The sequence below is a fragment of the Enterococcus sp. FZMF genome (assembly GCF_030263915.1).
GTDB lineage: Bacteria > Bacillota > Bacilli > Lactobacillales > Enterococcaceae > Enterococcus_D > Enterococcus_D casseliflavus.
Genome location: NZ_CP127160.1, coordinates 1,961,741 through 1,985,379, shown reverse-complemented (window position 1 = coordinate 1,985,379; position 23,639 = coordinate 1,961,741). Strand labels below are relative to the sequence as shown.

Here is a 23,639-nt window from a genome sequence, read left to right as displayed (position 1 = left end):
TAAGCAAAAGAAGAGAACCGAATGATTGGAGAGAATAATAGTGGAGACCGTAAAACTAAAAGAACTGATTGACCAAATGACCGTAGCTGAAAAAGTGGGCCAGTTAGTCCAACTGACGCCAGATTTTTTTGCACAAGGAGGAGAAATCACGGGTCCGATGCAGCAATGGCAAATGAGTGAAGACCAATTATTTACGATTGGTTCTGTGTTGGGCACTCATACTGCTGAACAAGTATATGCCATCCAAACGTCTTATCTTGAGAAAAGTCGTTTAAAGATTCCCCTTGTTTTTATGGCAGATGTTATCCATGGGTATGAAACGATTTTCCCAATTCCGCTTGCCTTAGCCTCTTCCTTTGATGCGCAGTTAGTGGAAGAGGTTGCTAAAGCTTCAGCGAAAGAAGCGGCAGAAGCTGGTATCCATGTCACGTTTTCACCGATGGCGGATCATGTCAAAGACGCGCGCTGGGGAAGGGTCTTGGAAAGTAATGGGGAAGATCCCACCTTATCTTCTGTATTGACGGCTGCTTATGTACGAGGGTATCAAGGAACTGCTTCCCTTGCAGAAAATAAACAGCGAATTGCCGCTTGTGTCAAACACTTTATCGGCTATGGCGCTGCAGAAGGTGGACGGGACTACCATACCGTTGATTTGTCCGATCTGGAGCTCTATCAGAATTATTTGCCCGCGTTTCAGGCTGCGATTGAAGCAGGGGCACAATTAGTAATGACCTCCTTTAATACGATCCACGGTGTTCCTGCCACCGCAAATCAACCCTTATTGCAGGAAGTATTACGACAAAAGCTGGGATTCGACGGCTTGATCATCTCAGATTGGGCAGCGGTAGCGGAATTGATGGCGCATCGTGTCGCTGCTGATCGAAAGGAAGCCGCAAAGAAAGCTTTTACTGCTGGCGTGGAAATGGATATGATGAGCGATTGCTATCTGAATGCATTGGAACAAATCATTCATGCAGAACCTGAAATGAACGAGCAGCTAAATAAGGCTGTCTTTCATGTGTTAAGCTTAAAAAATAAGTTGGGTCTTTTTGAAGACCCTTTTAGAGGATTAGTGCAGGGCAACTTAGCACCAAAATTAGCGCAGGAAACACGCCACCTTTCACGAGAAGCAGCAAAGAAAACAACGGTTCTTCTGAAAAACCAAGCACTGTTACCGTTGCAGAAAAAGCAAAAGGTCGCGTTGATCGGCCCCAAAGCAGCTTCGAAGGATCTTTTGGGGGCTTGGTCGTGGATCGGCAAACCGGAGGCTGCGGTCTCCTTAGCGGAGGGTCTTTCTCAAAAAGAAATTGACTTAACTGTCTTATCGTATCCTGACGGGGAAATGCTGACGAGCACCTTTATTGATAAGGCGTGTAAAGTTGCTAAAGAAGCTGAGGTTGTTTTATTGGCTCTGGGGGAAACTAGTGAGGAAGCGGGAGAAGCGGCAAGTCTGACCAAACTTTCTTTATCAAGAAAGCAAGAAGCATTGATTGAAGCAGTAAGTCAGGTCAATCCTAGGATCGCAACGATTCTTTTCTGTGGCAGACCACTGGTTTTGACCGCCATCGAGCCTCTTTGCCAAGCCATCATGATTGCCTGGTTCCCTGGATCAGAAGGAGGCAATGCGTTGGCAGATTTGTTGATGGGCGAGTCTGAACCGCAAGGACGTTTAGCTATGAGTTTTCCTCGAGCAGAAGGCCAATTACCGATGACCTATGCGCAACTCTCTACAGGGCGTCCACTGACTGAAGAGAATAGTGATCAAAAATATATTTCGCGTTATATGGATGAAAAAAATGAGCCATTGTTTTCTTTTGGCTCGGGGATGGGCTATGGTCGATGCACGATCACCCACACCCAAATCATTAATCCTCAGGAAAAGGATGCACCATTTGAGGTCAGCTGCACGTTGAAAAATGAGGGAGATGTGCCGCATACGACGACACTGCAACTCTATAGCAGAGACGATGTTACAGAAGTAGCGCGACCGATGCGGGAATTAAAACAATGGCAAAAAATCCATCTTGCTGCAGCCGAAGAAAGGCAGCATTCATTCTATGTTACACCAGAGGATTTTGCTTATGTTCATTCCGATTTCTCGACAAAAAGTGATCCTGGTACGATTTCTTTATACCTTGGCTTTGCTGCTGCCTCAGCGAAGTTGATTGGTACGCTCACGATTTAAAAGCCTTTCGAGGCTTTTTTTTGTAGGTACAACTTGTACCATGATGGCACAGGTTTCAAGTTGCTGGTACAAACGCCAATCAGCCCTAGAATCATTGTGGATGAAAACGTTTTTATATATAGTTGGATTATCAGATGACCAGTGAGGAAGCGGTCGTTCATTTTTCCGATAAAATAAAAACGTTTTTATTTTTGTGGGATCAATTTAGGAGGTGAGGGTCATTTGGCAAATCGAATCACGATCCGAGAAGTGGCGAAAGAAGCAAATGTGTCGATTGCGACGGTTTCTAAAGCACTCAACGGTGTCGATGTTGTTCGTCCAGCTACGAAAGAACGCGTGATGGCGGCAGCACAACGTTTGCATTATGTTCCCAATTTAATGGGCAAACAATTGAAAAACACGAAAACGAAAATGCTCGGTTTCTACACTACCAGCATGAAAGGGCCTTACTTTAGCGTATTAGTTGAAGCGATTGCCAGAAAGGCAGAAAAACATGGTTATGCGGTCAATGTCTTCTTATCCACGGATAAACGAGTGGTTCTCAATAGTATATTAGGCGGTGTTGTTGATGGCATTATTGGCTTTGAAGATTTTTTAACGAAGCAGGATTTGGCTGCAATGGAACGAGAACAAATCAAAGCCGTCTTTATCGATCGAAACATCCAAGAGAAGAACTTCGGCAGTGTAGTCTTTGATTCTTTCGAAAAAGGAAAAGCAGCCACCGAGTATCTTTTGTCACTTGGCCACAAAAAAATTGCCTTTATCAGTGGTATCACTGGTGTTTATGATAGTGATGAGCGCTTAAGAGGGTATTTAGAAGCATTAAACGAGGCAGGGGTTTCTAAACGGTCGGACTATCAATTACAGGGGTTCTTTGAAGAAGAACGAACGAGAGTCCGTGTGCAACAGTTTTTGTTAGAGCAGAAAGATTTACCCACAGCGTTTCTGGCGGGAAATGATCTTAGTGCGATCGGAACGGTCAAGGCGATCCATGAGACCAAGTGGCGGGTGCCAGATGATTTCAGCGTAATTGGTTTTGATGGCATCGATCTTTTGGACTATTTCATGCCTCGGTTGACGACTGTGAAAAATCCAATCCAATTGCAAGGGGTCACGGCAGTCAAACACTTGATCGAAATGATTGAGGAAAATGCCATTGGGATCTCCTACGTTTTATCAGGGGAATTGTGCATCAATCAATCGACAAAACAAGTAAATGAATAATGAGGGTGAAGCAATGTTTATTGGAATCGATGTTGGAGGAACCACCATCAAATATGGTGTGATCTTGAAAAACGGTGAAATTGTCAAAAAAGGACAGATGCCGACGATCCATGAAAAGGAGGGATTTTTGCAATCCATCACAGCATTGATCAAATCATTGCAGCAAGAAGCAATAGTCGATGGTGTCGGGATTAGCGCACCGGGCATCATCCAAAAAGATGGCACGATGATTACAGCAGGATCAATCAAATCCCTTTATGGAATCAATTTAAAGCAAGAAATAGAAGAACGTGTCAAGCTACCGGTCATGGTTGAAAATGATGCCAATGCAGCGGCGATCGCTGAAAAATGGCTTGGGCACGCACAGAACTGTGAGAACTATCTATGCCTTGTCGTCGGTACAGGCATTGGCGGTGGGATCATTGTTAATGATCAGCTTTATCGCGGCAGCCATGGCATGGCAGGTGAATTCGGATGGATGCTGATCGATAGCTTACCTGACCAAGGAAATTTAGAAACTGTTTCCTTGAACCAAAGAGCTGCTGTCGTGGGTGGTCTTTTCCATCAGTACCAGTTGGCACTTCAACAGCTTGGTCGGAGTGATTTCCCTCAAGATGCGGTGGAGATCTTTCAGCGAGGAGCGCAAGGAGAAGTGGTAGCGAACCAAGTGCTTGCACAGTTTTTTCAAGATTTATCGGTGGGATTGCTCAATTTGATCAGTACATTTGATCCCGAGCTGATTTTGATTGGTGGTGGGATCAGTGAAAATGATGGGTTTATGGCAAGGCTTGAAGAGACCCTCCATCAGCTAAAAGCTCGCCATGAAAGTATTGGTTACTTAGAAGGACGCACGATTGCACCGATTCGACGTGCAAAATTAAAAAACGATGCAGGTATGATTGGTGCGGTCTATCAGTTGATGAACCAACGAAGGAAGTAACTCATTTCCTTCAGATGAAAAAGTAAGCGTTTTAGAAAGGGTGGAACAATGGAATCTAAAGGAGTCGTACTTAAAGCAACCCCAAAGAAAAGAACCTTTTTGCAGAAACTAAAAGGCCAAAGTTTTTATCAAGCAATGGTTTGGCCAGGGATTATCCTGATGATTATTTTTAATTTTATCCCACTATACGGGATCGTCATCGCATTTAAAGATTACTCAGTGCTTGATTCGATCGCGAATGCAGAGTGGGTCGGTACCCAATATTTCCAAGAATTTTTTAGTGATTCAATGTTTTGGACGGTGATGAGTAATACGTTAGGCATCAGCTTTTTTAAACTACTGATTGGTTTTCCAGCAGCGATTGGCTTAGCGGTATTGATCAATGAAATCGTTCATGTGCGCTTGAAGAAGGTTGTTCAAACGGTGTCTTATTTGCCGCATTTTCTTTCTTGGGTCATCTTAGGAGGCATGTTTATTACGTGGTTGTCTGATACCGGTTTGGTCAATAATTTACTGTTAGGTGTTGGGTTGATCGATGAACCGATTCGCTTCTTGACTGATCCCGAAAAATATTGGGCGATTGCAGTCATTTCCGATATTTGGAAAGAAGTTGGATGGAATACGATTTTATACATTGCTGCTATGACAGGGATCAATCCAGCTCTTTATGAAGCAGCGAGAATGGATGGCGCCACGAAGTTTCAGCAGATCACTCGGATCACGATCCCTTCGATCCGTCATATTATCGCCTTGACATTTGTTTTGTCAGTCGGTGGGTTATTGGGTTCAAACCTCGATCAAACACTCGTCTTACAAAACCCTGTCAATTATCAGTCCAGTGAAGTCATTAATTCATTCGTCTATAAAATGGGGATTCAACAAGGAGACTTCTCCTATGCGACCGCCGTTGGTCTATTTGTGTCGGTTGTTTCATTGATCCTTGTGGTCGGTAGTCATCTTTTGACAAAAAAAATCAGTGATGAATCAGTCTTTTAGAGGAGGGAAAGTATGAAACAAACATTTTCAAAAGATGAGAAGATCTTCAATACTGCCAATGTGATTTTCATGGTGTTCTTCTTAGCCATCATTGCGTTGCCACTATGGAATATCGTTGCCTTATCTTTCAATGATGCAACCGATGCCGCAAGAGGGGGGATCTATTTCTGGCCACGGGAATTTTCACTAGAAAGTTACTACACCGTTTTTGAAGATTCTGCGATCTATAAAGCCTTTGTCATCTCAGTTGCAAAAACAGTGATTGGTGTTGTTTTGCATACGGCATTGACGGCGATGGTTGCTTACGGGATGAGTCGTAGAAACTTAATGGGGCGGAAAATCTATATGAACATGGGGATTTTAACGATGTTCGTTTCTGGAGGGATGATTCCTACCTTTCTCTTATTTAAAGAACTCGGCTTGTTAAATAATTTTTGGGTTTACATCATACCTGTCTTATTTTCTTTTTACGACATGGTGATTTTGATGAATTTTTTCCGGAGCATTCCATTTTCGCTGGAAGAATCTGCCATGATGGATGGCGCCAATCCTTTTATTATTTTCGTAAAAATCATTTTGCCATTGTCCCTTCCGGTTTTGGCAACCATCGCATTATTCCACGGCGTCTTTCAGTGGAACGACTACATGACCGCCAATATCTATGTTGATGATCGTAGTTTATATCCTTTACAAATGCTACTATTTCGGATCGTTTCGGAAAATCTATCGCCTGCAGTAGCAACAGGCACCAATGTGGTCAGAAATACGACTTCTCAGTCACTGCAATTAGCAACTATGGTGGTAACGACGGTTCCTGTCGTCGTGATCTATCCATTTTTACAAAAGTACTTTATTCAAGGGATGACTCTTGGATCAGTAAAAGAATAGATAAAAGGAGAGAAAAAAATGAAAGCAAGCAAATTATTCTTAGGAATCGGTCTCGTATGTACATCAGTCGTGGTATTAGGCGCCTGTGGTAATTCCAACAGCGAGTCAAAAGGAGCTGCTGTAGTAGAAGATCTGCCAGAAGCTCGCTTTGAAGCAGACAAAGATACCCCAAGCTGGCAAAAAGACACTGACCATGAAGCGACTTTGAAATGGTATGTCAATTTTGATTGGTATGCTCAGCCAGGTTGGGGAAAAGATACTGTGACACGAAAAATCAAAGAAGATATGAATATCAATGTCGAATTTATTTCAGGGAATGATGAGAACCTTAACACGATGTTAGCTGGAGGCGATCTGCCAGATATCATGACCTTCGATAAAAATCTATCTGCTGCCAACGAAGCGACGAAATTTGCTTTACCACTGAATCTTTTGGCAGAAAAATACGATCCTTATTTCCTAGAACATGCAGCGAAGCCTGAATCTGTTCAATGGTTTACTTTAGAAGATGGCAATATCTATGGATACCCAAGCTTTTCAACGACTGCGCAAGATTATGAGGACGGCAATGTAGTGGGAGATCAAGTCTTCATTGTCCGTAAAGATATTTACGAAGCATTAGGTGAACCTGATATGTCGACGCCCGAAGGATTTTTAGATGCGTTAAAACGGGCAAAAGAAGCATTTCCGACAGCAGATGATGGTGCTGCATTAGTCCCATTTGCTTCGACTGCATTAGATATTTCCAATGGCGGGGATGGCGCTTATGGTGGTACTTTGCAAGATTTTCTAAGCATTGCACCAAGTGTTGATGGGCAATTCAATGATCGAGACGCTGATGAGGAGTATATCACGTGGATCGAGACGTTTAGAAAAGCTTACAATGAAGGATACATCACCAACGACCAATTTTCAGATAATGACAACACGATGAAAGAAAAACTAGGGCAGGGCCGTTACTTTGCTTACTTGCATACAAACACGAAAGGACTCAATGAGTTCATGTCAGACAATAATGCCCGTAATCCTGAACAAACCTATATTGCCGTCGATGGGCCGAAGAATTCGAATGGCGATGATTCCACTTTTACTGGCGGAAATATTGGTGGATGGACACAAACCTTTATCACGACGTCGACAAAAGAACCCCAAAAAGCCATGGAGCTTTTGACCTATTTGGCAAGTGAATATGGCACGATGGTCACGACCTTTGGGATTGAAGGGGAAACATACAACCTCGTAGATGGCGTGGTTGAATACTCAGAGGAAACAGAGGCCTTACGAAATTCGGACATAGCTCGTTTTGACAAGGAAGTTGGGCTAGGTTCTTATTGGTTTGTTGGGAATGACAATTATGCTATCCAAATGGGACAAAAACCAGCTACATCGATTCGTCAGATGGTGGAATGGTCTCAAGATAAGTTAGCACCACGTTTTGAGATCGAAGACATTGATCCTCGCACCGGTTCTGAAGCAAGAAACCTCACTTCCATCAACACAGCAAGAGTGCAAGCGTTGGTCAACTTTATTCAAGCAGACTCTGAAGAAGCGGGACGTCAGATTTGGGAAGACTACTTACAAGAACGAGAAAACAATGGGTGGTCAGCAATCGTTGATTACCGAAATGAGAAAATCGCTGAAAATATTGAAAAACTAAACTAAAGGTGTGTGTGTGATGTTTGCTTTAGAGAGTCGTTTTTATCGTCTTTGCGAAGTTATTTTTCGTATGCTGGTTTTGAATCTCTTGTTTTTGGTGGTGTCGTTTCCGATCATCACGTTTCCTACAGCTATGCGAGCGGTCGTAGATGCTTATGAACATCCTGAAGCAAAACTGCTACGCCCCTTCTTGAAAAACAGCAAAAACGCATTGTTGAAGACCCTACCATTAGGGGTCTTCAATCTCTTCTCATTTTTATGCGGACTCAGCTTGTGGCGTTCTGCTGCTTTGACGAATTCATTGTTTTTCTCTTTTTTGACCATCATTTTTCTTACATTTTTGTTGTCCTACAACATTAACCTGTATGTGATGCAATCAAAATTGCAAGATCGGCAAAACCTGTTTGACCTTTTTCGTAGTAGTTTTTTCTTTACGATGATGCACTACCATAAAGGGATCGGAATTTTAGTCCTAGCAGCGATCGGCTATTTCTTCACATGGCAATCAGCACCAAGTATCTTCTATCTGTTTTGTCTGTCTGGGCCCTTGTATTTTTATCAAAAAGTGTTGCATCTAAACAGAGTGGATCAATCTTGATTCACTCTGTTTTTTGCTTGTATTCGCCACTAGCAAGGAAGTAGACAGGATGAAACATGTTCCAATCTTTGAAACGCATTGAATTGAAAACGTTTGCTATTCTATTAGTGACAAATGTTCCCTATAATGAACCTACAAATCAACTACAAAGGAGTTTCCTCAATGAAAGAAAAAGTGATGGATGCGATGCAGAAATTCTCCAGGGCAATGTTTGTGCCCGTTTTGATTTTGCCGATCGCAGGGATATTGATTGCCGTTGGGAATGTGTTTACAAATGTCCGCTTGCTTGAGCAGTTTCCTTTTTTGGATAATCCGATAACCACCGGTTTTGGTAGTATCTTATCCGCTTCCTTATTACCGATTTTAACCAATTTAGGCATTATTTTTTGTGTTGGGATCGCTCTAGGGCTAGCCAATAAGAAAAAGGCTGAAGCGGGATTTACCGCGTTGTTGGGATATTTCGTCTTCTTAAATGCCATGAACAAATTCATGGAGCTTCGGGGGATGTTGGTTCCAGCCGATGCGCTTCAAGGTTCAGGGCAAGCGATCGTTTTAGGGATCCAAGTGCTGGATATGGGGGTCTTTCTTGGCATCATTTTAGGAATCGTCGTGGCATTGGTCCACAATCGTTTCATCGATACGAGCTTTAACAATGCCTTTCAAGTTTATGGCGGCGCGCGCTTCGTCTTTATTGTCTTGATTCCGGTCGTCGTGTTATTAGCCATCGTTTCCACGTTTGTATGGCCAGTAATGCAAACTGGCATTGACGGTTTAGGCGGCATCATTCAACAAACGGGAAACTTTGGTATCTTCTTGTATGGTACGCTAGAACGCTTATTGATTCCAACTGGCTTGCATCACTTGATCTACACGCCGTTTTTGTATACTTCATTAGGCGGTGTCGCAGAAGTTGGCGGTCAAGTCTTTGAAGGGGCACGGAATATTTATTTTGCGGAAATTGCTGACCCAGCAGTCCGCGTATTATCGCAAAGTGTCATTTGGGACGCTCGTGGGATCTCAAAAATGTTTGGACTGATCGGTGCCTGTTTGGCGATGTATCAAACGGCAAAACCAGAAAATAAAGTCAAAGTCAAAGCCATTTTGATTCCCGCAGTTGTGACTTCCTTTATTGCAGGTGTGACTGAACCGATCGAATTTTCTTTTATGTTCGTGGCACCTGTTTTGTTCGTCATTCATTCTGCACTTAGCGGCTTGAGCATGGTGGCGTTAAATCTCTTTGGTTCTCGCGCCATCGGACCGAATGGCTTCATCGACTTTCTTTTGTACAACTTGCCCTTAGGGATCGAGAAAACTCGCTGGCCAGTGTACTTGATCGTCGGGGTCGTCTTCTTCTTTCTTTATTACTTCTTGTTCCGCTTTTTGATCACGAAACTGAATTTGAAAACGGTCGGGCGTGAAGAAGAAGGGGCAGAGACCAAACTGTACTCGAAGAAAGAGTACAAAGAAAAACAACTTGCTGGAGCAGGTGTCGGGGTCATGGCGAGTGACCAAGCCGCCCCTAGTCCAACTAGTGAAACAAGTATCTCAGCAATCATCACCAAAGCGCTAGGTGGCGATGACAATATCAAAACCATCGACAACTGCTATACCCGCTTACGTTTAAAACTAAAGGATCCTGAACTCGTGGATGAAGCACTGCTAAAAGACGAAACACAAGCCAAAGGCGTGATCAAAAACGGTGAAAATGTCCATGTCGTTTACGGGTTGACCGTGCCGAAAGTGCGGGAAGAATTAGAAAATTATCTTGGAAGAGAAGGAGAGATTGAATGATGAAAAATTTTTCAGTAGTGATCGCAGGGGGCGGCAGTACTTTTACCCCGGGAATCGTTATGATGCTGCTTGACAATCAAGAACGCTTTCCTTTAAGAAAGCTGAAACTATACGACAATGATGAGGCACGCCAAGCGATCCTTGGAGAAGCCCTAGCGATTTTATTAAAAGAACAAGCACCGCAAATCGAATTTTCGTTTACGACGGATCCTGAAGAAGCCTTCAGCGATGTCGATTTCTGTATGGCGCATATCCGAGTAGGAAAGTATGATATGCGGGAAAAAGATGAAAAAGTCCCTTTGCGCCATGGCGTCTTTGGCCAAGAAACCTGTGGACCAGGAGGGATCGCTTATGGGATGCGCAGCATCACTGGTATGCTGGAGATCATTGATTACATGGAAAAGTATTCCCCCGATTGTTGGATGCTGAATTATTCCAATCCAGCTGCAATCGTAGCTGAAGCATGTCGGGTCTTGCGTCCTAAATCAAAAGTTCTGAATATCTGTGACATGCCCGTGGGCACGTTGCGTCGGATGTCGCAAATCATTGGCAAGCAGCCAGAAGAGTTAGAAGTTCGCTACTTTGGCTTGAATCATTTTGGCTGGTGGACCAGCGTCAAAGACAAAGAAGGCACGGAGTACATTCAAACCATTCGGGACTACGTGGCAGAACACGGCTATTTGACACAGATCGAAGTGGATACCCAACATACAGACCCAAGTTGGCAAGACACCCATAAAAAAGCCAAAGACCTCTTGGCGCTCACACCAGAATATCTGCCAAATACGTACTTGAAGTATTATTTATACCCAGATTACGTCTACGACCACATGAAAGAACATCCAGAGTATACGCGTTCCAATGAAGTGATGGAAGGACGGGAAAAACGAGTGTTCGATCATGCCAAAAAAATCACGGCACAAGGATCTGCTGAAGGGATCGCTTTTGAGATTGATGCCCATGCAACCTTTATCGTTGATTTGGCACGCGCCATCTCTTTTAATACGCATGAGCGAATGGTGATGATTGTGGAAAACAACGGCGCAATTGCGAACTTCCCGGATGATGCCATGGTGGAAGTGCCATGTATCGTCGGTTCTGATGGACCAGAAGCTCTTGCTCAAGGAAAAATTCCTGCCTTCCAACAAGCGCTCATGTTCCAACAGGTGACTGTGGAAAAATTAGTGGTCGAAGCATATGTGGAAAAGAGCTATCAAAAAATGTGGCAAGCGTTAAGCCTTTCCAAAACGATTCCTAGCGCAAAAGTAGCCAAAGAGTTACTCGATGATTTGGTCTCGGAAAATGGTGATTACTGGCCAGGATTGTCTTGATTTGTTTCACATTTGCGAAACATTCGCTGGTTGGATAACTGAAAGAGGAAGATTCTCCAAGAATCTTTCTCTTTTTTGATTTTTGTTGTGGAAGGATAATTCTCTGAAGAAAATCACCACGAAACGTCTTATCAACAAAACGATCAGACAGGTATACTAGAATATGCCACTAACTATGGTAGAATAAAGCTAATTGAATCAGATGAGAGGGAGCAATGCGATGTTTTTAGGGATTGATATCGGCACGACAGCCATAAAGTTTGGGGTCATTGAAGATCGGAAAATAATTTACTCACAGTCATTACCAATCAAAACCCATAGCCACGGGTTAAAACAGACCCAATCAGCGACCCAGATCAGTAGCCAATTGATCAGTGGTGTCACAACGATTCCCGCTCAATTAAAAGCGGCAATCACAGTGATCGGGTTCAGTACCGCCATGCACAGTTTGATGCCAGTGGCTGGTGAGACAGCAGAAGAGATTTACATTTGGTCAGACAATCAAGCGAGTCAAACGATGACGGCCTTTCGTCAAACGGATCTGGCGGCAACGTTTTATGAAGAGACAGGGACACCGATCCATGCGATGTCTCCCTTTGCGAAACTGGCTTATTTCCAAACAAATGGTTCATATTCCAAAGAGACGAAATGGTTTGGCTTAAAAGAACTAGCAATGGCGTTGTTTACCGGACAAGCACGGATCGATTATAGTACCGCATCAGCGACCGGTCTTTTTTCTTTGAAAGAAAAGCAATGGAGTCAAAAAATTCTCAATTATTTATCCCTTTCAAAAGCCCAATTAGCGCCTTTATGTGCACCGACTGATCGTTTTTTGATTACCGAGGAGATGGCGCAGCGGTGTGGCTTGAAGCCTGAGGTAGAAGTGATGTGTGGGGCTAGTGATGGGTGTTTAGCAGCATATGCTGGCTATATTTCTACAGGGATCCGCAACAGCTTGACGATCGGAACCAGTGCGGCGGTTCGTAAAGTAAGTGAGACCACCGTCTTTGATCGCCAAAAACAAAATTTTTGCTACTATCTGCAAGATGACCTCTATGTCGTAGGGGCACCTTCAAACAATGGTGGCTGTGTCCTTGCTTGGGCAAAAGAGACCTTATCAGAAGATCCTGATGCGTTTTATCATTATCTGCCTCAAGTCATGGAGGAGTCGCCGATCGGCAGTAACGGCTTACGTTTTTTTCCCTATTTAAACGGGGAGCGGGCACCTTTTTGGACAAATGAGATCACAGGCGGCTTTTCTGGCTTGACCCTGAAACACAATCGCTCAGACATGTTGCGGGCAGTTATCGAAGGCATGCTGATGAACATCGATTTATTAAAGCAAATGGCGCAGTTGGAAGGGGCAGTCACTGTAAGTGGTGGTTTCTTTCAAACAAAACTTTTAGGTCAAATGACCGCGGATGTGTTGGGGCTGACCTGTTATCTTTCCGATGAAAACGAACCGATATTCGGCTTGTATGATTTATACAAAAGCTCTGTTGTGCGGCAAGATCAGCCAGATGAAAAATTTGTTCCTGATCCGCAGAACCAAGCGCTCTATCAAGAACTGGCAAAAACCTATTTTCAAGCATAAGCAAAAACCAGCAATCCACTAGGGTTGCTGGTTTTCTTTTTCAACATGCGTAAAAGCGTCGACGATATATTCCATCAATAAGAGCAGTTTACCAAAGAAGCTAGTGTACTGGATGTTTTGGGTGTCGTAGGGACGTTCATCGGTCACTTCAAAGGAAAAGGTCGCTAGTTGATTGGCGCGATGATCACCGTTCCCGCAAAACAAAACAGTTGGTATGTGATGTTCATTGGCTAATGCCATCTTTTCCAGCACTTTTTGTGTTTCGCCAGATTTAGAAATGGTGATCAACATACTGATGTTCTCGATGTTGTTACTAATGATCCCACCTGAGTCAGAAGCACTGACTAATAAGGTTTTGATGCCGTTGACAAGCATTTTTTTGTGGAGGTATTCTGCCACGATCCCAGAAAAACCTGTTGCATAAATCGTAATAAACTTGTGCTTGTTTCGTCCATAGATTTCTTTGATCGCATCGATCGTATCTGCAATACTGGCAGCGTCAATTTGGTAATCGATGGCGGCTTCAGTGATCGTCTGATTTTTCAAGCGATTCTTTAAGAAGTAAAGTAGCTCTAGATAGCCAGAAAAACCCAATTTTTGCGCAAGCCGCACGATGGTTGCGGGGGAAGTGTAGATCGCTTTAGCGATTTCTCTTAAGGGCAGTCCATCGATCGCAGCGGTATTTGCAAGCAAATAATCAAGGATTTGCAGCTCATTGTCAGTCAATTTTTTTCCTTTGATCAATACATTTAAGTCCATTGTTCGGCACTCCTTTGTCTTGTCTTCATCATACAATGAATAACGACAGAAAGTAAAATAGGAATCGCGTTATGCAGATATATAGGAAAAAAGATTGTGCATTTCCTAAAAAGATATTATAATTTCTTATATAGAAAATAAAGGTGGAGAAATGATGACGCAAAAACCATATGGAACCGTACTACTAAAAGCAGCAACCATTTTAGATTATCTCGCAGAAGCGCCAAGTAAACCATTGCAAGAAATTTCCGAAGCAACGAAACTAACCCCATCCACAGCTTTGAAAATATTAGAAACGCTGCAAATGATCGGCTATGTCAAACGCGACAAAGAGAAGAATTATCGCTTAGGGTCTAAGCTGATCAAGTATGCCAATCAAAACATTCAAGAGCTTGATTTAGTGGAAATCAGCTTGCCTTACTTGGAAGCATTGCAGAAAACGGCGGATGAAACGATCCACTTAGGGGTCTTGACTGCCAATGAGATTCTTTATGTCAATAAATTGGAGCCCCACAATCAAACGATCCGCATGTCTTCCAAAGTAGGGATCACAAGACCATTGTATAGTTCTGCCATGGGGAAAGCCGTTTTAGCGGAGTTTGATGCCCCTCAAGTGGAAGAATATTTGGCAGCAACGCCTTTAACCGCTTATACGGAAAACACCATTACGAATCAGTTGAAGTTGAAGAAAGAATTGGAACAGGCAAAAGAAAACCAAGTAGCGTTTGATGATGAAGAAATGGAACAAGAAATCTATTGCATCGGCGCCTCACTGATAAAAGATCAGGAGATCGTTGGGGCGTTTTCTATCAGCCTACCGAAATACCGCTTGACCCCAGAATACAAATCAACATTGATCGATGCGATTATTGCGACAAAACAACAAATTGAACAAGCATTATAAACTTTTTAGTGGAAAGCCCTTGCAAATAAAAACGAGAACGGTATAATAAACTTGTAAGTTTCTTTATAATAAATACCATTTTCCAAATAGGAAATAAATGGAGGGTCTCAATGAAAAAAGTAGCGAATTTAATGAAACTAAAAGAAAGCGGCGTGATCGCTGTTGTGCGTGGCGCTTCAAAAGAAGAAGCACTACAAGCAAGTAAAGCGATCGTTGCAGGGGGGATCACTGGCATTGAGTTGACTTTTACAGTGCCTCAAGCGGCGGATGTAATCGCTGAATTAGTAGCAACCTTCAAAGATAATCCAGAGGTAGTCGTTGGTGCTGGGACCGTTCTTGATGCAGTGACCGCTCGCTTAGCGATCATGGCAGGAGCACAATATGTGGTAAGCCCAACCTTTGATCAAGAAACGGCTGAATTATGTAATTTATATCAAATCCCGTATCTGCCTGGTTGCATGACCATTTCAGAAATGAAGGACGCCTTAAAAGCAGGCGCAGATATCATTAAACTATTCCCAGGTAGTGCGTATGGACCAAGTATCATCTCGGCCTTCAAAGCGCCATTGCCACAATTAAACATTATGCCGACCGGTGGTGTCAGCTTAGACAACATGCAAGAATGGTTTGCGGCAGGTGTCGTAGCCGTTGGTGTAGGGGGGAATTTGTTAGCGCCAGCAGCAAGTGGGGATTTTGACAAAGTAACAGAAGTAGCGAAACAATATGCGGCAAAATTAAAAGAGATTCGAGGAAAGTAAGATGGCAAACATTCTGACACTAGGAGAAATCATGTTGCGTCTATCGACAACGTTAGGCGACCGAATCGCCCATAGTTCGATGTTTGCTGCCCATTATGGCGGTGGGGAAGCCAATGTTGCGATCTCCTTGGCGAATTTTGGTCATCGCGTTTCTTTTGCTAGTAAAGTGCCTGAGAATGCTTTAGGAGATGCCGTTTTTCATCATTTACGAAGCTATGGCGTCAACTGTCGCCACTTGCTTCGTGGCGGTTCCCGACTAGGTACTTACTATATTGAAACCGGTATCGGGGAACGAGCAGCGCGAGTGGTTTATGATCGCGCAGGCTCTAGCTTTGCTCAAATGAAAGAAAATGAGTGGCAATCTGACCTTTTTGATGGGGTTGACATTGTTCACCTTTCAGGGATCACGCCCGCTCTTTCAACGACTTGGCAGACACTTTTGCTGACGTTGATCAAAGAAGCGAAAGCAGCTGGTTGTAAAATCAGTTTCGATATCAATTATCGTGGAAAACTGTGGACGACCGCTGAAGCACGCGTCTTTTTGCAAGAAGTGCTCCCTTATGTCGATTATTGCTCGGCAGGACAGTTAGATGCCCAAGTCTTTATGGATGTATCAGCTCCAACAGAGGAAGTCGAAGATGACTACTATTATCAAGAAATGCATCGGAAATATTCAAATATCCAGCTCTTTTATTCAACTAGTCGTCAGGTGCTCTCAGCAAGTCACAATCAATTGACAGGAAGCCTATGGCACAACGGCAATTATGTCGTTTCTGCTACCCATGAGATCAATCCAATCGTTGATCGCGTCGGCGGCGGCGATGCCTTTTCAGCTGGTATCCTACATGGTCTTGTCACGAAGAAACAAGACCAAGAAATCATTGATTTTGCAACTGCAGCATCTGCTTTGAAACATACGATCCATGGCGACTGTAATCAGTTTAGTGCCAATGAGATACAAGAATTTATTGCAACAGGTTCAGGAAAAATTATCCGATAGGAGGAATAAAACATGCAACACATGGAAACACGCTATACCCATAGTCCACTTGATATTCGTCACTATAGTACCGAGGAATTACGCAGAGAATTTTTGGTAGAGAAAATTTTCACACCAGGACAAATCATGCTGACCTATACCCACAATGATCGGATGATCTTTGGCGGAGTGACACCGACAGAAGAAGCGTTAGAAGTGCAATTAAGCAGCGAATTAGGGGTGGAATACTTCTTAGAACGTCGCGAATTAGGTGTCATCAATATTGGAGGACCTGGTGCGATCACGATCGATGGCCAAAAAGAACCAATGAAAAAACAAGACGGCTACTATATCGGCAAGGAAACCAAACAAGTCTTGTTCCACTCAGATGATCCAGCAAATCCAGCGAAATTCTATCTATCTTGCGTGCCAGCACATAAGAAATACCCAAATGTAAAAATCAGTATCGATCAAGTCACACCAATGGAGACAGGCGAGGGCTTGACATTAAATGAACGGAAAATTTATCAATACATTCACCCAAATGTTTGTGAAAGCTGTCAATTACAAATGGGGTACACGATCTTAGAACCAGGCAGTGCTTGGAATACGATGCCAAGTCATACCCATGAACGTCGGATGGAAGCATATGTGTATTTTGATTTTGCCAACGAAGACACAAAAGTGTTCCATATGATGGGCAAACCAGATGAAACGAAGCATTTAGTCGTTAGTGAAGAACAAGCAGTTATTTCTCCAAGCTGGTCGATCCATTCGGGTGTTGGAACCAGTAACTACTCCTTTATCTGGGCAATGTGTGGCGAAAATATCACCTATACCGACATGGATATGGTGGCAATGGACGACTTAAAATAAAAAGAAAGAGGGTTTATCAATTATGGATTTTTCAATGGATCAATTTCGTTTAGATGGTAAGATCGCATTAGTGACAGGAGCTGTCTATGGGATCGGTTTTACGATCGCTCGTTCATTAGCAGCAGCAGGAGCAACGATCGTTTTTAACAACTTGGATCAAGAATCAGTGGATAAAGGATTAGCAAACTATCGTGAAGCAGGGATCGAAGCCCACGGCTATGTCTGTGATGTAACGGATGAAAAAGCAGTCAACGAAATGGTCAAGCAGATCGAAGAAGAAGTTGGCGTGATCGATATCTTAGTCAATAATGCTGGGATCATCAAACGAATTCCGATGTTGGAGATGTCTGCTGAAGACTTCCGCCAAGTCGTTGACGTGGACTTGAACGCTCCATTTATCGTTTCAAAAGCAGTCTTACCGTCAATGATCAAAAAAGGACATGGAAAAATCATTAACATTTGCTCAATGATGAGTGAATTGGGAAGAGAAACGGTGGCTGGTTACGCAGCGGCTAAAGGCGGCTTGAAAATGTTGACGAAAAACATTTGTGCTGAATTTGGTTCAGCTAACATTCAATGTAATGGGATCGGACCTGGTTATATTGCAACACCGCAAACCGCACCATTACGAGAGATCCAACCAGACGGTTCTCGTCACCCATTTGATCAATTTATCGTAGCGAAAACACCTGCTGCCCGTTGGGGTGAGCCAGAAGATTTAGCAGGACCAACTGTTTTCTTAGCTTCTGAGGCATCCAACTTTGTCAATGGACATGTCTTATATGTAGACGGCGGTATCTTGGCGTATATCGGGAAACAACCTGAATAAAACAATCAGTAGTAAGGATGGGGACGATTGCAATCGTTCCCATTTTTATGGTGCAACACCTAAGAAATGCAAGGCTTTAAAAGGTAGCTTGGCGATAAAGGGGTTGAAGCAAAGGAATGGCAAACAAATCTTTTAGAAAGAGTGAAAAGCAAAACGCTGTGAAGGAAAATGTTCTTCGCAGCGTTTTGCTTGAGTAGCTCTTTTTCAAATCAGGTAGCGTATTTATGTTAGGGGAAGATTCAACACGAACAATGAGTTTCAATCTAAAAGAACTTGTTGTGCAAGCGGTAATGGAGCATTTGTCAAACATTTGGCAACTAATTTGGCGACGGCTGTAGCACCTTGGTTATTCAAATGGGTGTTATCCGTAATGCCGGCTGGATAATTGGGGTGCTGGTTTTTTTCTAAATGAAGAAAATAGGTTTTCGCCTGTTGTGGTTCCAGTGCTGAAAAGAACCGTTGTGTTGCGGCAAAAAGATCCAGACAGACCACATCCAAGGAGGTAGCCAAAGCACGCATTGCTTCTGGGTAAGGACCGACTGCCAAAGGATCAAGTTGCTGTTGGTCCACGTAATGCAAACGAGTGATCGAGGTCAATAGGATCGGTGTCGCTTGCTGCTGGCGTGCCGTTTGCACGAAGGTTGCTAAATTATGCTGATATTCTACAGGTGTCGTACCACGACTATCTGTTTTTTGATCGTTGTGTCCAAATTGAATCAAGAGATAATCACCAACATATACTTCTTTTTTTGCCTGCAACAAGCGTCCTTCTTCAATGAAGCTTTTGGAGGAACGCCCATTTTTTGCCAAGTTGACGATTTGATGCTGGGGGAGATAGCGTGAGATCTTTTCACCCCAGCCCGTTTCTGGACGAGCGCTAGGCTCTTTGATCGATGCGGTGGAATCACCGACGATGACGATTTTTTCCATTGTCTTTCTCCTAAAATTTGAAGTAGTTGTTGGCGTTTTGATAACAGACATTTTCTACTAATGGTTTTAGCTGACGAAGATCAGCAGGTGCTTCACCACGTACAACGATCTCAGCAAGCCATTCACAAAAGACGCGTCGGAAATATTCATGACGGGTGTAAGACAAAAAGCTTCTTGAATCCGTCAGCATGCCGACAAAGTTAAAGATCACACTGCCGTCTGCGAATTTCGTCAATTGGTGACGCATGCCTGCGCGGGTGTCGTTATACCACCAGCCAGATCCTAACTGCAATTTATTATTGCCTTCTTGCTGGAAGCACCCCATCAAAGCGACGAGTGCATCATAGTCATTGGGATTTAAGGAGTAGAGAATCGTTTGAGGCAAATGGTCCTGCGCATCAGCAGCGTTCAATAATTTCTGCAAGCTTTGAGTCAGTGGTTGATCATTGATGCCATCGTAGCCCGTATCTGGTCCCAAGCGCTCAAACATTCGTTGATTGCAGTTACGGTACGCATGGACATGCAGTTGCATCGTCCAACCATGTTCGTGATACAGCTTCATCAGTTCAACTAGAACATTGGTTTTGAAGAACGAGACTTCGTTTTCCTCCAAAGATTCTCCAGCTAATGCTTTGGCAAAAATTGCTTCAAGGGATAACTGTTCGTCTGCAGCATACACTAAAGTATCCAGTGCATGGTCAGACAAGCGGCAGTGATGCTGGTGAAAGTAGGTTACACGGTCCCGCAAGGCTCTCAAGAAAGCATCGTAGGTAGTGATCGCGTTTTCGACACTCTTTTCGAGTTTGGTAACATAGGTAAGAAAATTCGGATGGTCGATTTGTAACGCTTTGTCAGGTCGAAAGGTCGGCAAGACCCGAAAACGTTGTTCTGTTTGGCTTAATTGGTGATGATAGTGAAGATCATCGACTGGATCATCTGTGGTGCAAACGATCTCGACGTTACTGCGAGCAATCAAAGCTCTTCGGGTAAAGTCTTTTTGCTGCAATTTTTCGTTGCATAGCCTCCACAAAGTTTCGGCGTTTTCTTCAGTAACGGGAAGATCGATCTCAAAAAATCGCTTTAATTCTAAATGGGTCCAACTGTAAAGGGGATTTCCCACCAATTTTGGCACTGTTTGACACTATACCAAAAATTTTTCATAATCACTGGCATTGCCCGTAATCGCTTCTTCGGGTACGCCACAAGCGCGCATCAATCGCCATTTGTAATGATCACCACTTAGCCATGCCTCGGTGATAGTTTTAAACGGCCGATCCTCATAGATTTCTTTCGGGTCTAGGTGGCAGTGGTAATCAATAATCGGCAGCTCTTTGGCATAGTCATGGTATAGTGTTTGAGCAATTTCATTTGGCAATAAATAGTTTTCATTTAAAAACATGTCGGACCTCTTTTCTTTGATTATAGTGTCACGCCATTTTTAAAGATGGCGATCTCACGAACGTTGTTGGCTTCATTACGCGTCGGTTTTCCACTGGCAGTATCGATGATCGCTTGAATAAAATCTTCCAGCACGACCTCCATCGGCTCTTCCAACAAGCGACCAGCGTTGAAATCCATCCAGTGGGGTTTCTTATGATAAATCTCTTGATTTGTGGCAACTTTCATGGTCGGCACATAGGCACCAAATGGCGTGCCGCGGCCAGTGGTAAATAAGACGAGTTGACAATCGGCAGAAGCCAGTGCAGAAGCGGCAACAAGGTCGTTTCCTGGACCTTCCAGCAGGCTCAAGCCTGGCTTACGGAGTTTTTCCCCATATTTTAAGACATCGACGACAGCGGAAGTCCCAGATTTTTGAGTACAGCCTAATGACTTATCTTCTAGCGTAGTGATGCCGCCTGCCTTATTGCCAGGAGAAGGATTTTCATAGACCGGTTCACCGTATGCAAGAAAATAATCTTTAAAGTCGTTGATTAGATGGAGGATTTTTTCAAAGGTTGCTTCATCTTGTGCACGCGCCATCAAGACTTGTTCAGCGCCAAACATTTCGGGTACTTCCGTCAAGACCGTACTGCCACCTTGAGAAACTAAAAAGTCAGAAAATGCCCCCAACAAAGGGTTGGCGGTGATCCCAGAAAACCCGTCGGAACCCCCACATTTTAACCCGATCTTTAGCTCACTCAAGGGAACGGCTTCTCGTTGATCCTCTTTTGCTGCTTCCAGTAATTCTTCTAATAAGCTTTCGCCGACCGCAATTTCATCGTCGCTTTCCTGTGCCACTATAAATTTGACGCGCTTTGGATCGTAGTCACCCAGGTTTTTCTTAAACTCGGGAACGGTGTTGTTCTCACAACCTAAGCCAAAGACCAAGACGCCACCGGCATTTGGATGATGCACCGCATCAATTAAAATTTGACGGGTGTTTTGATGATCTTGGCCTAACTGGGAGCAGCCGTAGGGATGTTTAAGGATCGTAATATGATCAAAAGTGCCAAGATCTGGATGATTCTTCTTGAAGTTTTCAACAATGATCTCTGCGATGCCATTGATACAACCAACTGTTGGCACGATCAGTAAATCATTACGAATTCCAACTTTGCCGTTTGCTCGACGGTACCCTTGGAACGTCGCAGCCCTTTTTGGATAACGGACAGGATGCAAATCGGGGGCATAGGTGTATGCTAAGGTACCAGAAAGGTTGGTTTTGACATTGTGGGTATGCAACCATTGGCCAGTTTTCACGTCAGCTAAGAGATGTCCAATGGGATAGCCATATTTGATCACGTCTTGTGATTGTGCGAGGTCTTTGAGGGCGATTTTGTGTCCTTGTGGAATATCCTCAAAAAGGGTGATCGTTTGACCTTCAAATGCAAGGGTCGTTTTAGCAGCTAGTGGTTTTAATGCGACTGCGACATTATCTTTAGGGTGCAATTTCAATAGTTGCGCGGGTGTTTCTGTTAATGTGCTGGACATAAAGATTCTCCTTTATTTCAAACTTGGCTCAGGGGTGTCAATCGACGCAAGTAACTGGCGGGGTCCGTCTTGTTTTAGACATGCGCACATTTCATTGATCGTCTCTGTCATAAAGCTCAGGTCTGCATGCCAAAGTTGCTCATTTTTTAATAGAGCTGCGATCTGTTCTTCTGCTGGTAATTGTTTCACTTGCTGAAATATGGTTGTCACTAGCTCATCATCTTGAAAGGGTCGTGTGAGATAGAAAGTCAGCAATCCAGCCAGTGCGGCAGTGATTCGTTTTGGTACCTGCTGGTTTTGTTGGACATAACGACTTAAGACTGGTTGAAGACGCGCACGGAATTTTGAGACGCTGTTTAAAGCGATCGATTGCAGCTGATGCTTCACATAAGGATTTCTGAAGCGCTCTTTGATTTGGTCCGCATAAGCTGTAAGCTGTGCTTTAGGCAAATCAAGCATTGGAATCAACTCTTCCTGAAAAAGACCATCCAAAAAGGCTGCAAATTCACGGTCGTTCATTACTTCTTCAACGGTTTCTAAACCCGCTAAAAGACCGAGTGGAACCATCGCCGTATGAGGACCATTTAATAAATGTACTTTTTGTTCACGGTAAGGAGTCATATCTTCTGTCACGATCACATTCAACCCAGCTTCTTGCAAAGGGAGCTTTTCGGCTACGCCGTTTCCTTCGATCACCCATAGCATAAAGGGTTCCGCAGTGACCATTACGGCATCCTCATAGCCAAGAACCTCTTGGTATTGTGCCACTTTGTCGCGAGGATATCCTGGAACGATCCGATCGACTAAGCTGCAGCAGAAGGTGTTTTCTTTTTCTAACCAGTTGACGAAGTCTGATTCCAAAGACCATAATGCGGCATATTGTAAGACGATCTCTTTTAGTTTTTCCCCATTCCGATCGATCAATTCACAAGGAATGATCAAAAATCCCTTTTTTCGTAGTTGAAAACGACGATACAAAAGAGCGGTCAGTTTTGCGGGAAAACTTTGGGGAGGGGTATCGTGTAAGGTATCCTCTGGGTGAAACGCAATACCTGCTTCCGTCGTATTAGAAACGATAATCTCAAGTTGCTCGTCTTCGGCTAAAGCAAGATAGTCTTCCCATTGCTGATAAGGATTCAGCACTTGATCAATGGTGGAGACGACTTCAAATGTTTGAGATAAAGCGCCATCGACAAGTCCTTCTAAGATAACGGTGTAGAGATTTTCTTGTTGTGACAACAGCTCTTTCAAGCCGTGATCAATCGGCTGTACCACAACGTCACTGCCGTTAAAAAGACCGTTCTTGTTCATTTGCTGCAGTTGCCAGTTAAAAAAGCCCCGCATAAAATTGCCTTCCCCGAATTGAATCACTCGGGCTGGATAGGTTTGATGGGGTTGTTCGGTAATTTTTTTCATAGAATCCTCCTTAAAAAATAGTTATGCACACGTTAACATTTTTTGCGTAAGCGC

General features: G+C 43.6%; 18 protein-coding genes and 3 pseudogenes. 16 read left to right on the top strand and 5 right to left on the bottom strand.

The features are described from left to right. The first annotated feature begins 40 nt into the window (after positions 1-40). The 11 genes and pseudogenes from QN079_RS09575 to QN079_RS09530 all read left to right on the top strand — a co-directional run bounded on the left by QN079_RS09575 (position 41) and on the right by QN079_RS09530 (position 13,203). The gene (locus tag QN079_RS09575) at positions 41-2,185 is read left to right on the top strand and encodes a glycoside hydrolase family 3 N-terminal domain-containing protein (RefSeq protein WP_289229613.1); all 2,145 of its coding nucleotides are present in this window, start codon (positions 41-43) and stop codon (positions 2,183-2,185) included. A 222-nt stretch (positions 2,186-2,407) separates the two neighbouring features. Next, on the top strand, positions 2,408-3,409 hold the full coding sequence (locus QN079_RS09570; protein ID WP_289229612.1) for a LacI family DNA-binding transcriptional regulator: 1,002 nt from the start codon (positions 2,408-2,410) through the stop codon (positions 3,407-3,409). 13 nt (positions 3,410-3,422) lie between these two features. Next, positions 3,423-4,349 carry an ROK family protein gene (locus QN079_RS09565; protein ID WP_289229611.1) on the top strand — a complete coding sequence of 309 codons (927 nt, stop codon included), beginning with the start codon at positions 3,423-3,425 and terminating at the stop codon, positions 4,347-4,349. A 48-nt stretch (positions 4,350-4,397) separates the two neighbouring features. Beyond that, a complete protein-coding gene (locus QN079_RS09560; RefSeq protein WP_016610970.1) occupies positions 4,398-5,345 on the top strand; it encodes an ABC transporter permease in 948 nt (315 codons plus the stop codon). A gap of 12 nt (positions 5,346-5,357) precedes the next feature. Further along, a complete protein-coding gene (locus QN079_RS09555) occupies positions 5,358-6,233 on the top strand; it encodes a carbohydrate ABC transporter permease (protein WP_005236529.1) in 876 nt (291 codons plus the stop codon). A gap of 18 nt (positions 6,234-6,251) precedes the next feature. Then, on the top strand, positions 6,252-7,895 hold the full coding sequence (locus tag QN079_RS09550) for a type 2 periplasmic-binding domain-containing protein (RefSeq protein WP_016610972.1): 1,644 nt from the start codon (positions 6,252-6,254) through the stop codon (positions 7,893-7,895). Between the two features lie 13 nt (positions 7,896-7,908). After that, positions 7,909-8,487: a YesL family protein gene (locus QN079_RS09545; RefSeq protein ID WP_289229610.1), complete on the top strand. Its 579-nt coding sequence runs from the start codon at positions 7,909-7,911 to the stop codon at positions 8,485-8,487. Between the two features lie 162 nt (positions 8,488-8,649). Continuing rightward, positions 8,650-9,958: pseudogene (locus tag QN079_RS09540) on the top strand (PTS transporter subunit EIIC); the annotation flags it as partial. Further along, positions 9,934-10,278: pseudogene (locus QN079_RS16685) on the top strand (PTS sugar transporter subunit IIB); the annotation flags it as partial. The pseudogenes QN079_RS09540 and QN079_RS16685, both read left to right, overlap by 25 nt. Further along, on the top strand, positions 10,278-11,609 hold the full coding sequence (locus QN079_RS09535; RefSeq protein WP_289230734.1) for a 6-phospho-alpha-glucosidase: 1,332 nt from the start codon (positions 10,278-10,280) through the stop codon (positions 11,607-11,609). The pseudogene QN079_RS16685 and the gene QN079_RS09535, both read left to right, overlap by 1 nt. Positions 11,610-11,829: 220 nt before the next feature. Continuing rightward, the gene (locus tag QN079_RS09530; protein ID WP_010749542.1) at positions 11,830-13,203 is read left to right on the top strand and encodes a gluconokinase; all 1,374 of its coding nucleotides are present in this window, start codon (positions 11,830-11,832) and stop codon (positions 13,201-13,203) included. Positions 13,204-13,221: 18 nt separating this feature from the next. Here QN079_RS09530 and QN079_RS09525 read toward each other — a convergent pair whose 3' ends face one another. Further along, positions 13,222-13,962: a MurR/RpiR family transcriptional regulator gene (locus tag QN079_RS09525; protein ID WP_289229608.1), complete on the bottom strand. Its 741-nt coding sequence runs from the start codon at positions 13,960-13,962 to the stop codon at positions 13,222-13,224. 151 nt (positions 13,963-14,113) lie between these two features. Here QN079_RS09525 and QN079_RS09520 point away from each other — a divergent pair, with 151 nt between their 5' ends. The 5 genes from QN079_RS09520 (at position 14,114) to QN079_RS09500 (ending at position 18,308) form a co-directional block, all read left to right on the top strand. Further along, complete coding sequence (locus QN079_RS09520) at positions 14,114-14,866, top strand: IclR family transcriptional regulator (RefSeq protein WP_026008086.1); 753 nt, start codon at positions 14,114-14,116, stop codon at positions 14,864-14,866. 110 nt (positions 14,867-14,976) lie between these two features. Next, complete coding sequence (locus tag QN079_RS09515; protein WP_005229908.1) at positions 14,977-15,624, top strand: bifunctional 4-hydroxy-2-oxoglutarate aldolase/2-dehydro-3-deoxy-phosphogluconate aldolase; 648 nt, start codon at positions 14,977-14,979, stop codon at positions 15,622-15,624. Between the two features lies 1 nt (position 15,625). Continuing rightward, complete coding sequence (locus QN079_RS09510) at positions 15,626-16,624, top strand: sugar kinase (protein ID WP_289229607.1); 999 nt, start codon at positions 15,626-15,628, stop codon at positions 16,622-16,624. 12 nt (positions 16,625-16,636) lie between these two features. After that, the gene (gene kduI, locus QN079_RS09505) at positions 16,637-17,479 is read left to right on the top strand and encodes a 5-dehydro-4-deoxy-D-glucuronate isomerase (RefSeq protein ID WP_005229915.1); all 843 of its coding nucleotides are present in this window, start codon (positions 16,637-16,639) and stop codon (positions 17,477-17,479) included. 22 nt (positions 17,480-17,501) lie between these two features. Continuing rightward, on the top strand, positions 17,502-18,308 hold the full coding sequence (locus QN079_RS09500; RefSeq protein WP_005229917.1) for a gluconate 5-dehydrogenase: 807 nt from the start codon (positions 17,502-17,504) through the stop codon (positions 18,306-18,308). A gap of 258 nt (positions 18,309-18,566) precedes the next feature. Here the strand turns inward: QN079_RS09500 and QN079_RS09495 are convergent, their stop codons facing one another. The 4 genes and pseudogenes from QN079_RS09495 to QN079_RS09480 form a co-directional block, all read right to left on the bottom strand. Continuing rightward, positions 18,567-19,238: a rhamnogalacturonan acetylesterase gene (locus QN079_RS09495; RefSeq protein ID WP_289229606.1), complete on the bottom strand. Its 672-nt coding sequence runs from the start codon at positions 19,236-19,238 to the stop codon at positions 18,567-18,569. A 10-nt stretch (positions 19,239-19,248) separates the two neighbouring features. Next, positions 19,249-20,637 (bottom strand): annotated as a pseudogene (gene uxaC, locus QN079_RS09490) (glucuronate isomerase). 20 nt (positions 20,638-20,657) lie between these two features. Continuing rightward, complete coding sequence (locus QN079_RS09485) at positions 20,658-22,169, bottom strand: UxaA family hydrolase (RefSeq protein ID WP_289229605.1); 1,512 nt, start codon at positions 22,167-22,169, stop codon at positions 20,658-20,660. A gap of 12 nt (positions 22,170-22,181) precedes the next feature. Continuing rightward, complete coding sequence (locus QN079_RS09480) at positions 22,182-23,585, bottom strand: tagaturonate reductase (RefSeq protein WP_289229604.1); 1,404 nt, start codon at positions 23,583-23,585, stop codon at positions 22,182-22,184. Positions 23,586-23,639: the final 54 nt, after the last annotated feature.

What these genes read in the sequence shown, in the direction of transcription:
- QN079_RS09565 (WP_289229611.1), top strand. Translation starts at nt 3,423, where the DNA reads ATGTTTATTGGAATCGATGTTGGAGGAACCACCATCAAATATGGTGTG.
- QN079_RS09560 (WP_016610970.1), top strand. Translation starts at nt 4,398, where the DNA reads ATGGAATCTAAAGGAGTCGTACTTAAAGCAACCCCAAAGAAAAGAACC.
- QN079_RS09555 (WP_005236529.1), top strand. Translation starts at nt 5,358, where the DNA reads ATGAAACAAACATTTTCAAAAGATGAGAAGATCTTCAATACTGCCAAT.
- QN079_RS09550 (WP_016610972.1), top strand. Translation starts at nt 6,252, where the DNA reads ATGAAAGCAAGCAAATTATTCTTAGGAATCGGTCTCGTATGTACATCA.
- QN079_RS09545 (WP_289229610.1), top strand. Translation starts at nt 7,909, where the DNA reads ATGTTTGCTTTAGAGAGTCGTTTTTATCGTCTTTGCGAAGTTATTTTT.
- QN079_RS09535 (WP_289230734.1), top strand. Translation starts at nt 10,278, where the DNA reads ATGAAAAATTTTTCAGTAGTGATCGCAGGGGGCGGCAGTACTTTTACC.
- QN079_RS09530 (WP_010749542.1), top strand. Translation starts at nt 11,830, where the DNA reads ATGTTTTTAGGGATTGATATCGGCACGACAGCCATAAAGTTTGGGGTC.
- QN079_RS09525 (WP_289229608.1), bottom strand. Translation starts at nt 13,962, where the DNA reads ATGGACTTAAATGTATTGATCAAAGGAAAAAAATTGACTGACAATGAG.
- QN079_RS09520 (WP_026008086.1), top strand. Translation starts at nt 14,114, where the DNA reads ATGATGACGCAAAAACCATATGGAACCGTACTACTAAAAGCAGCAACC.
- QN079_RS09515 (WP_005229908.1), top strand. Translation starts at nt 14,977, where the DNA reads ATGAAAAAAGTAGCGAATTTAATGAAACTAAAAGAAAGCGGCGTGATC.
- QN079_RS09510 (WP_289229607.1), top strand. Translation starts at nt 15,626, where the DNA reads ATGGCAAACATTCTGACACTAGGAGAAATCATGTTGCGTCTATCGACA.
- kduI (WP_005229915.1), top strand. Translation starts at nt 16,637, where the DNA reads ATGCAACACATGGAAACACGCTATACCCATAGTCCACTTGATATTCGT.
- QN079_RS09500 (WP_005229917.1), top strand. Translation starts at nt 17,502, where the DNA reads ATGGATTTTTCAATGGATCAATTTCGTTTAGATGGTAAGATCGCATTA.
- QN079_RS09495 (WP_289229606.1), bottom strand. Translation starts at nt 19,238, where the DNA reads ATGGAAAAAATCGTCATCGTCGGTGATTCCACCGCATCGATCAAAGAG.
- QN079_RS09485 (WP_289229605.1), bottom strand. Translation starts at nt 22,169, where the DNA reads ATGTCCAGCACATTAACAGAAACACCCGCGCAACTATTGAAATTGCAC.
- QN079_RS09480 (WP_289229604.1), bottom strand. Translation starts at nt 23,585, where the DNA reads ATGAAAAAAATTACCGAACAACCCCATCAAACCTATCCAGCCCGAGTG.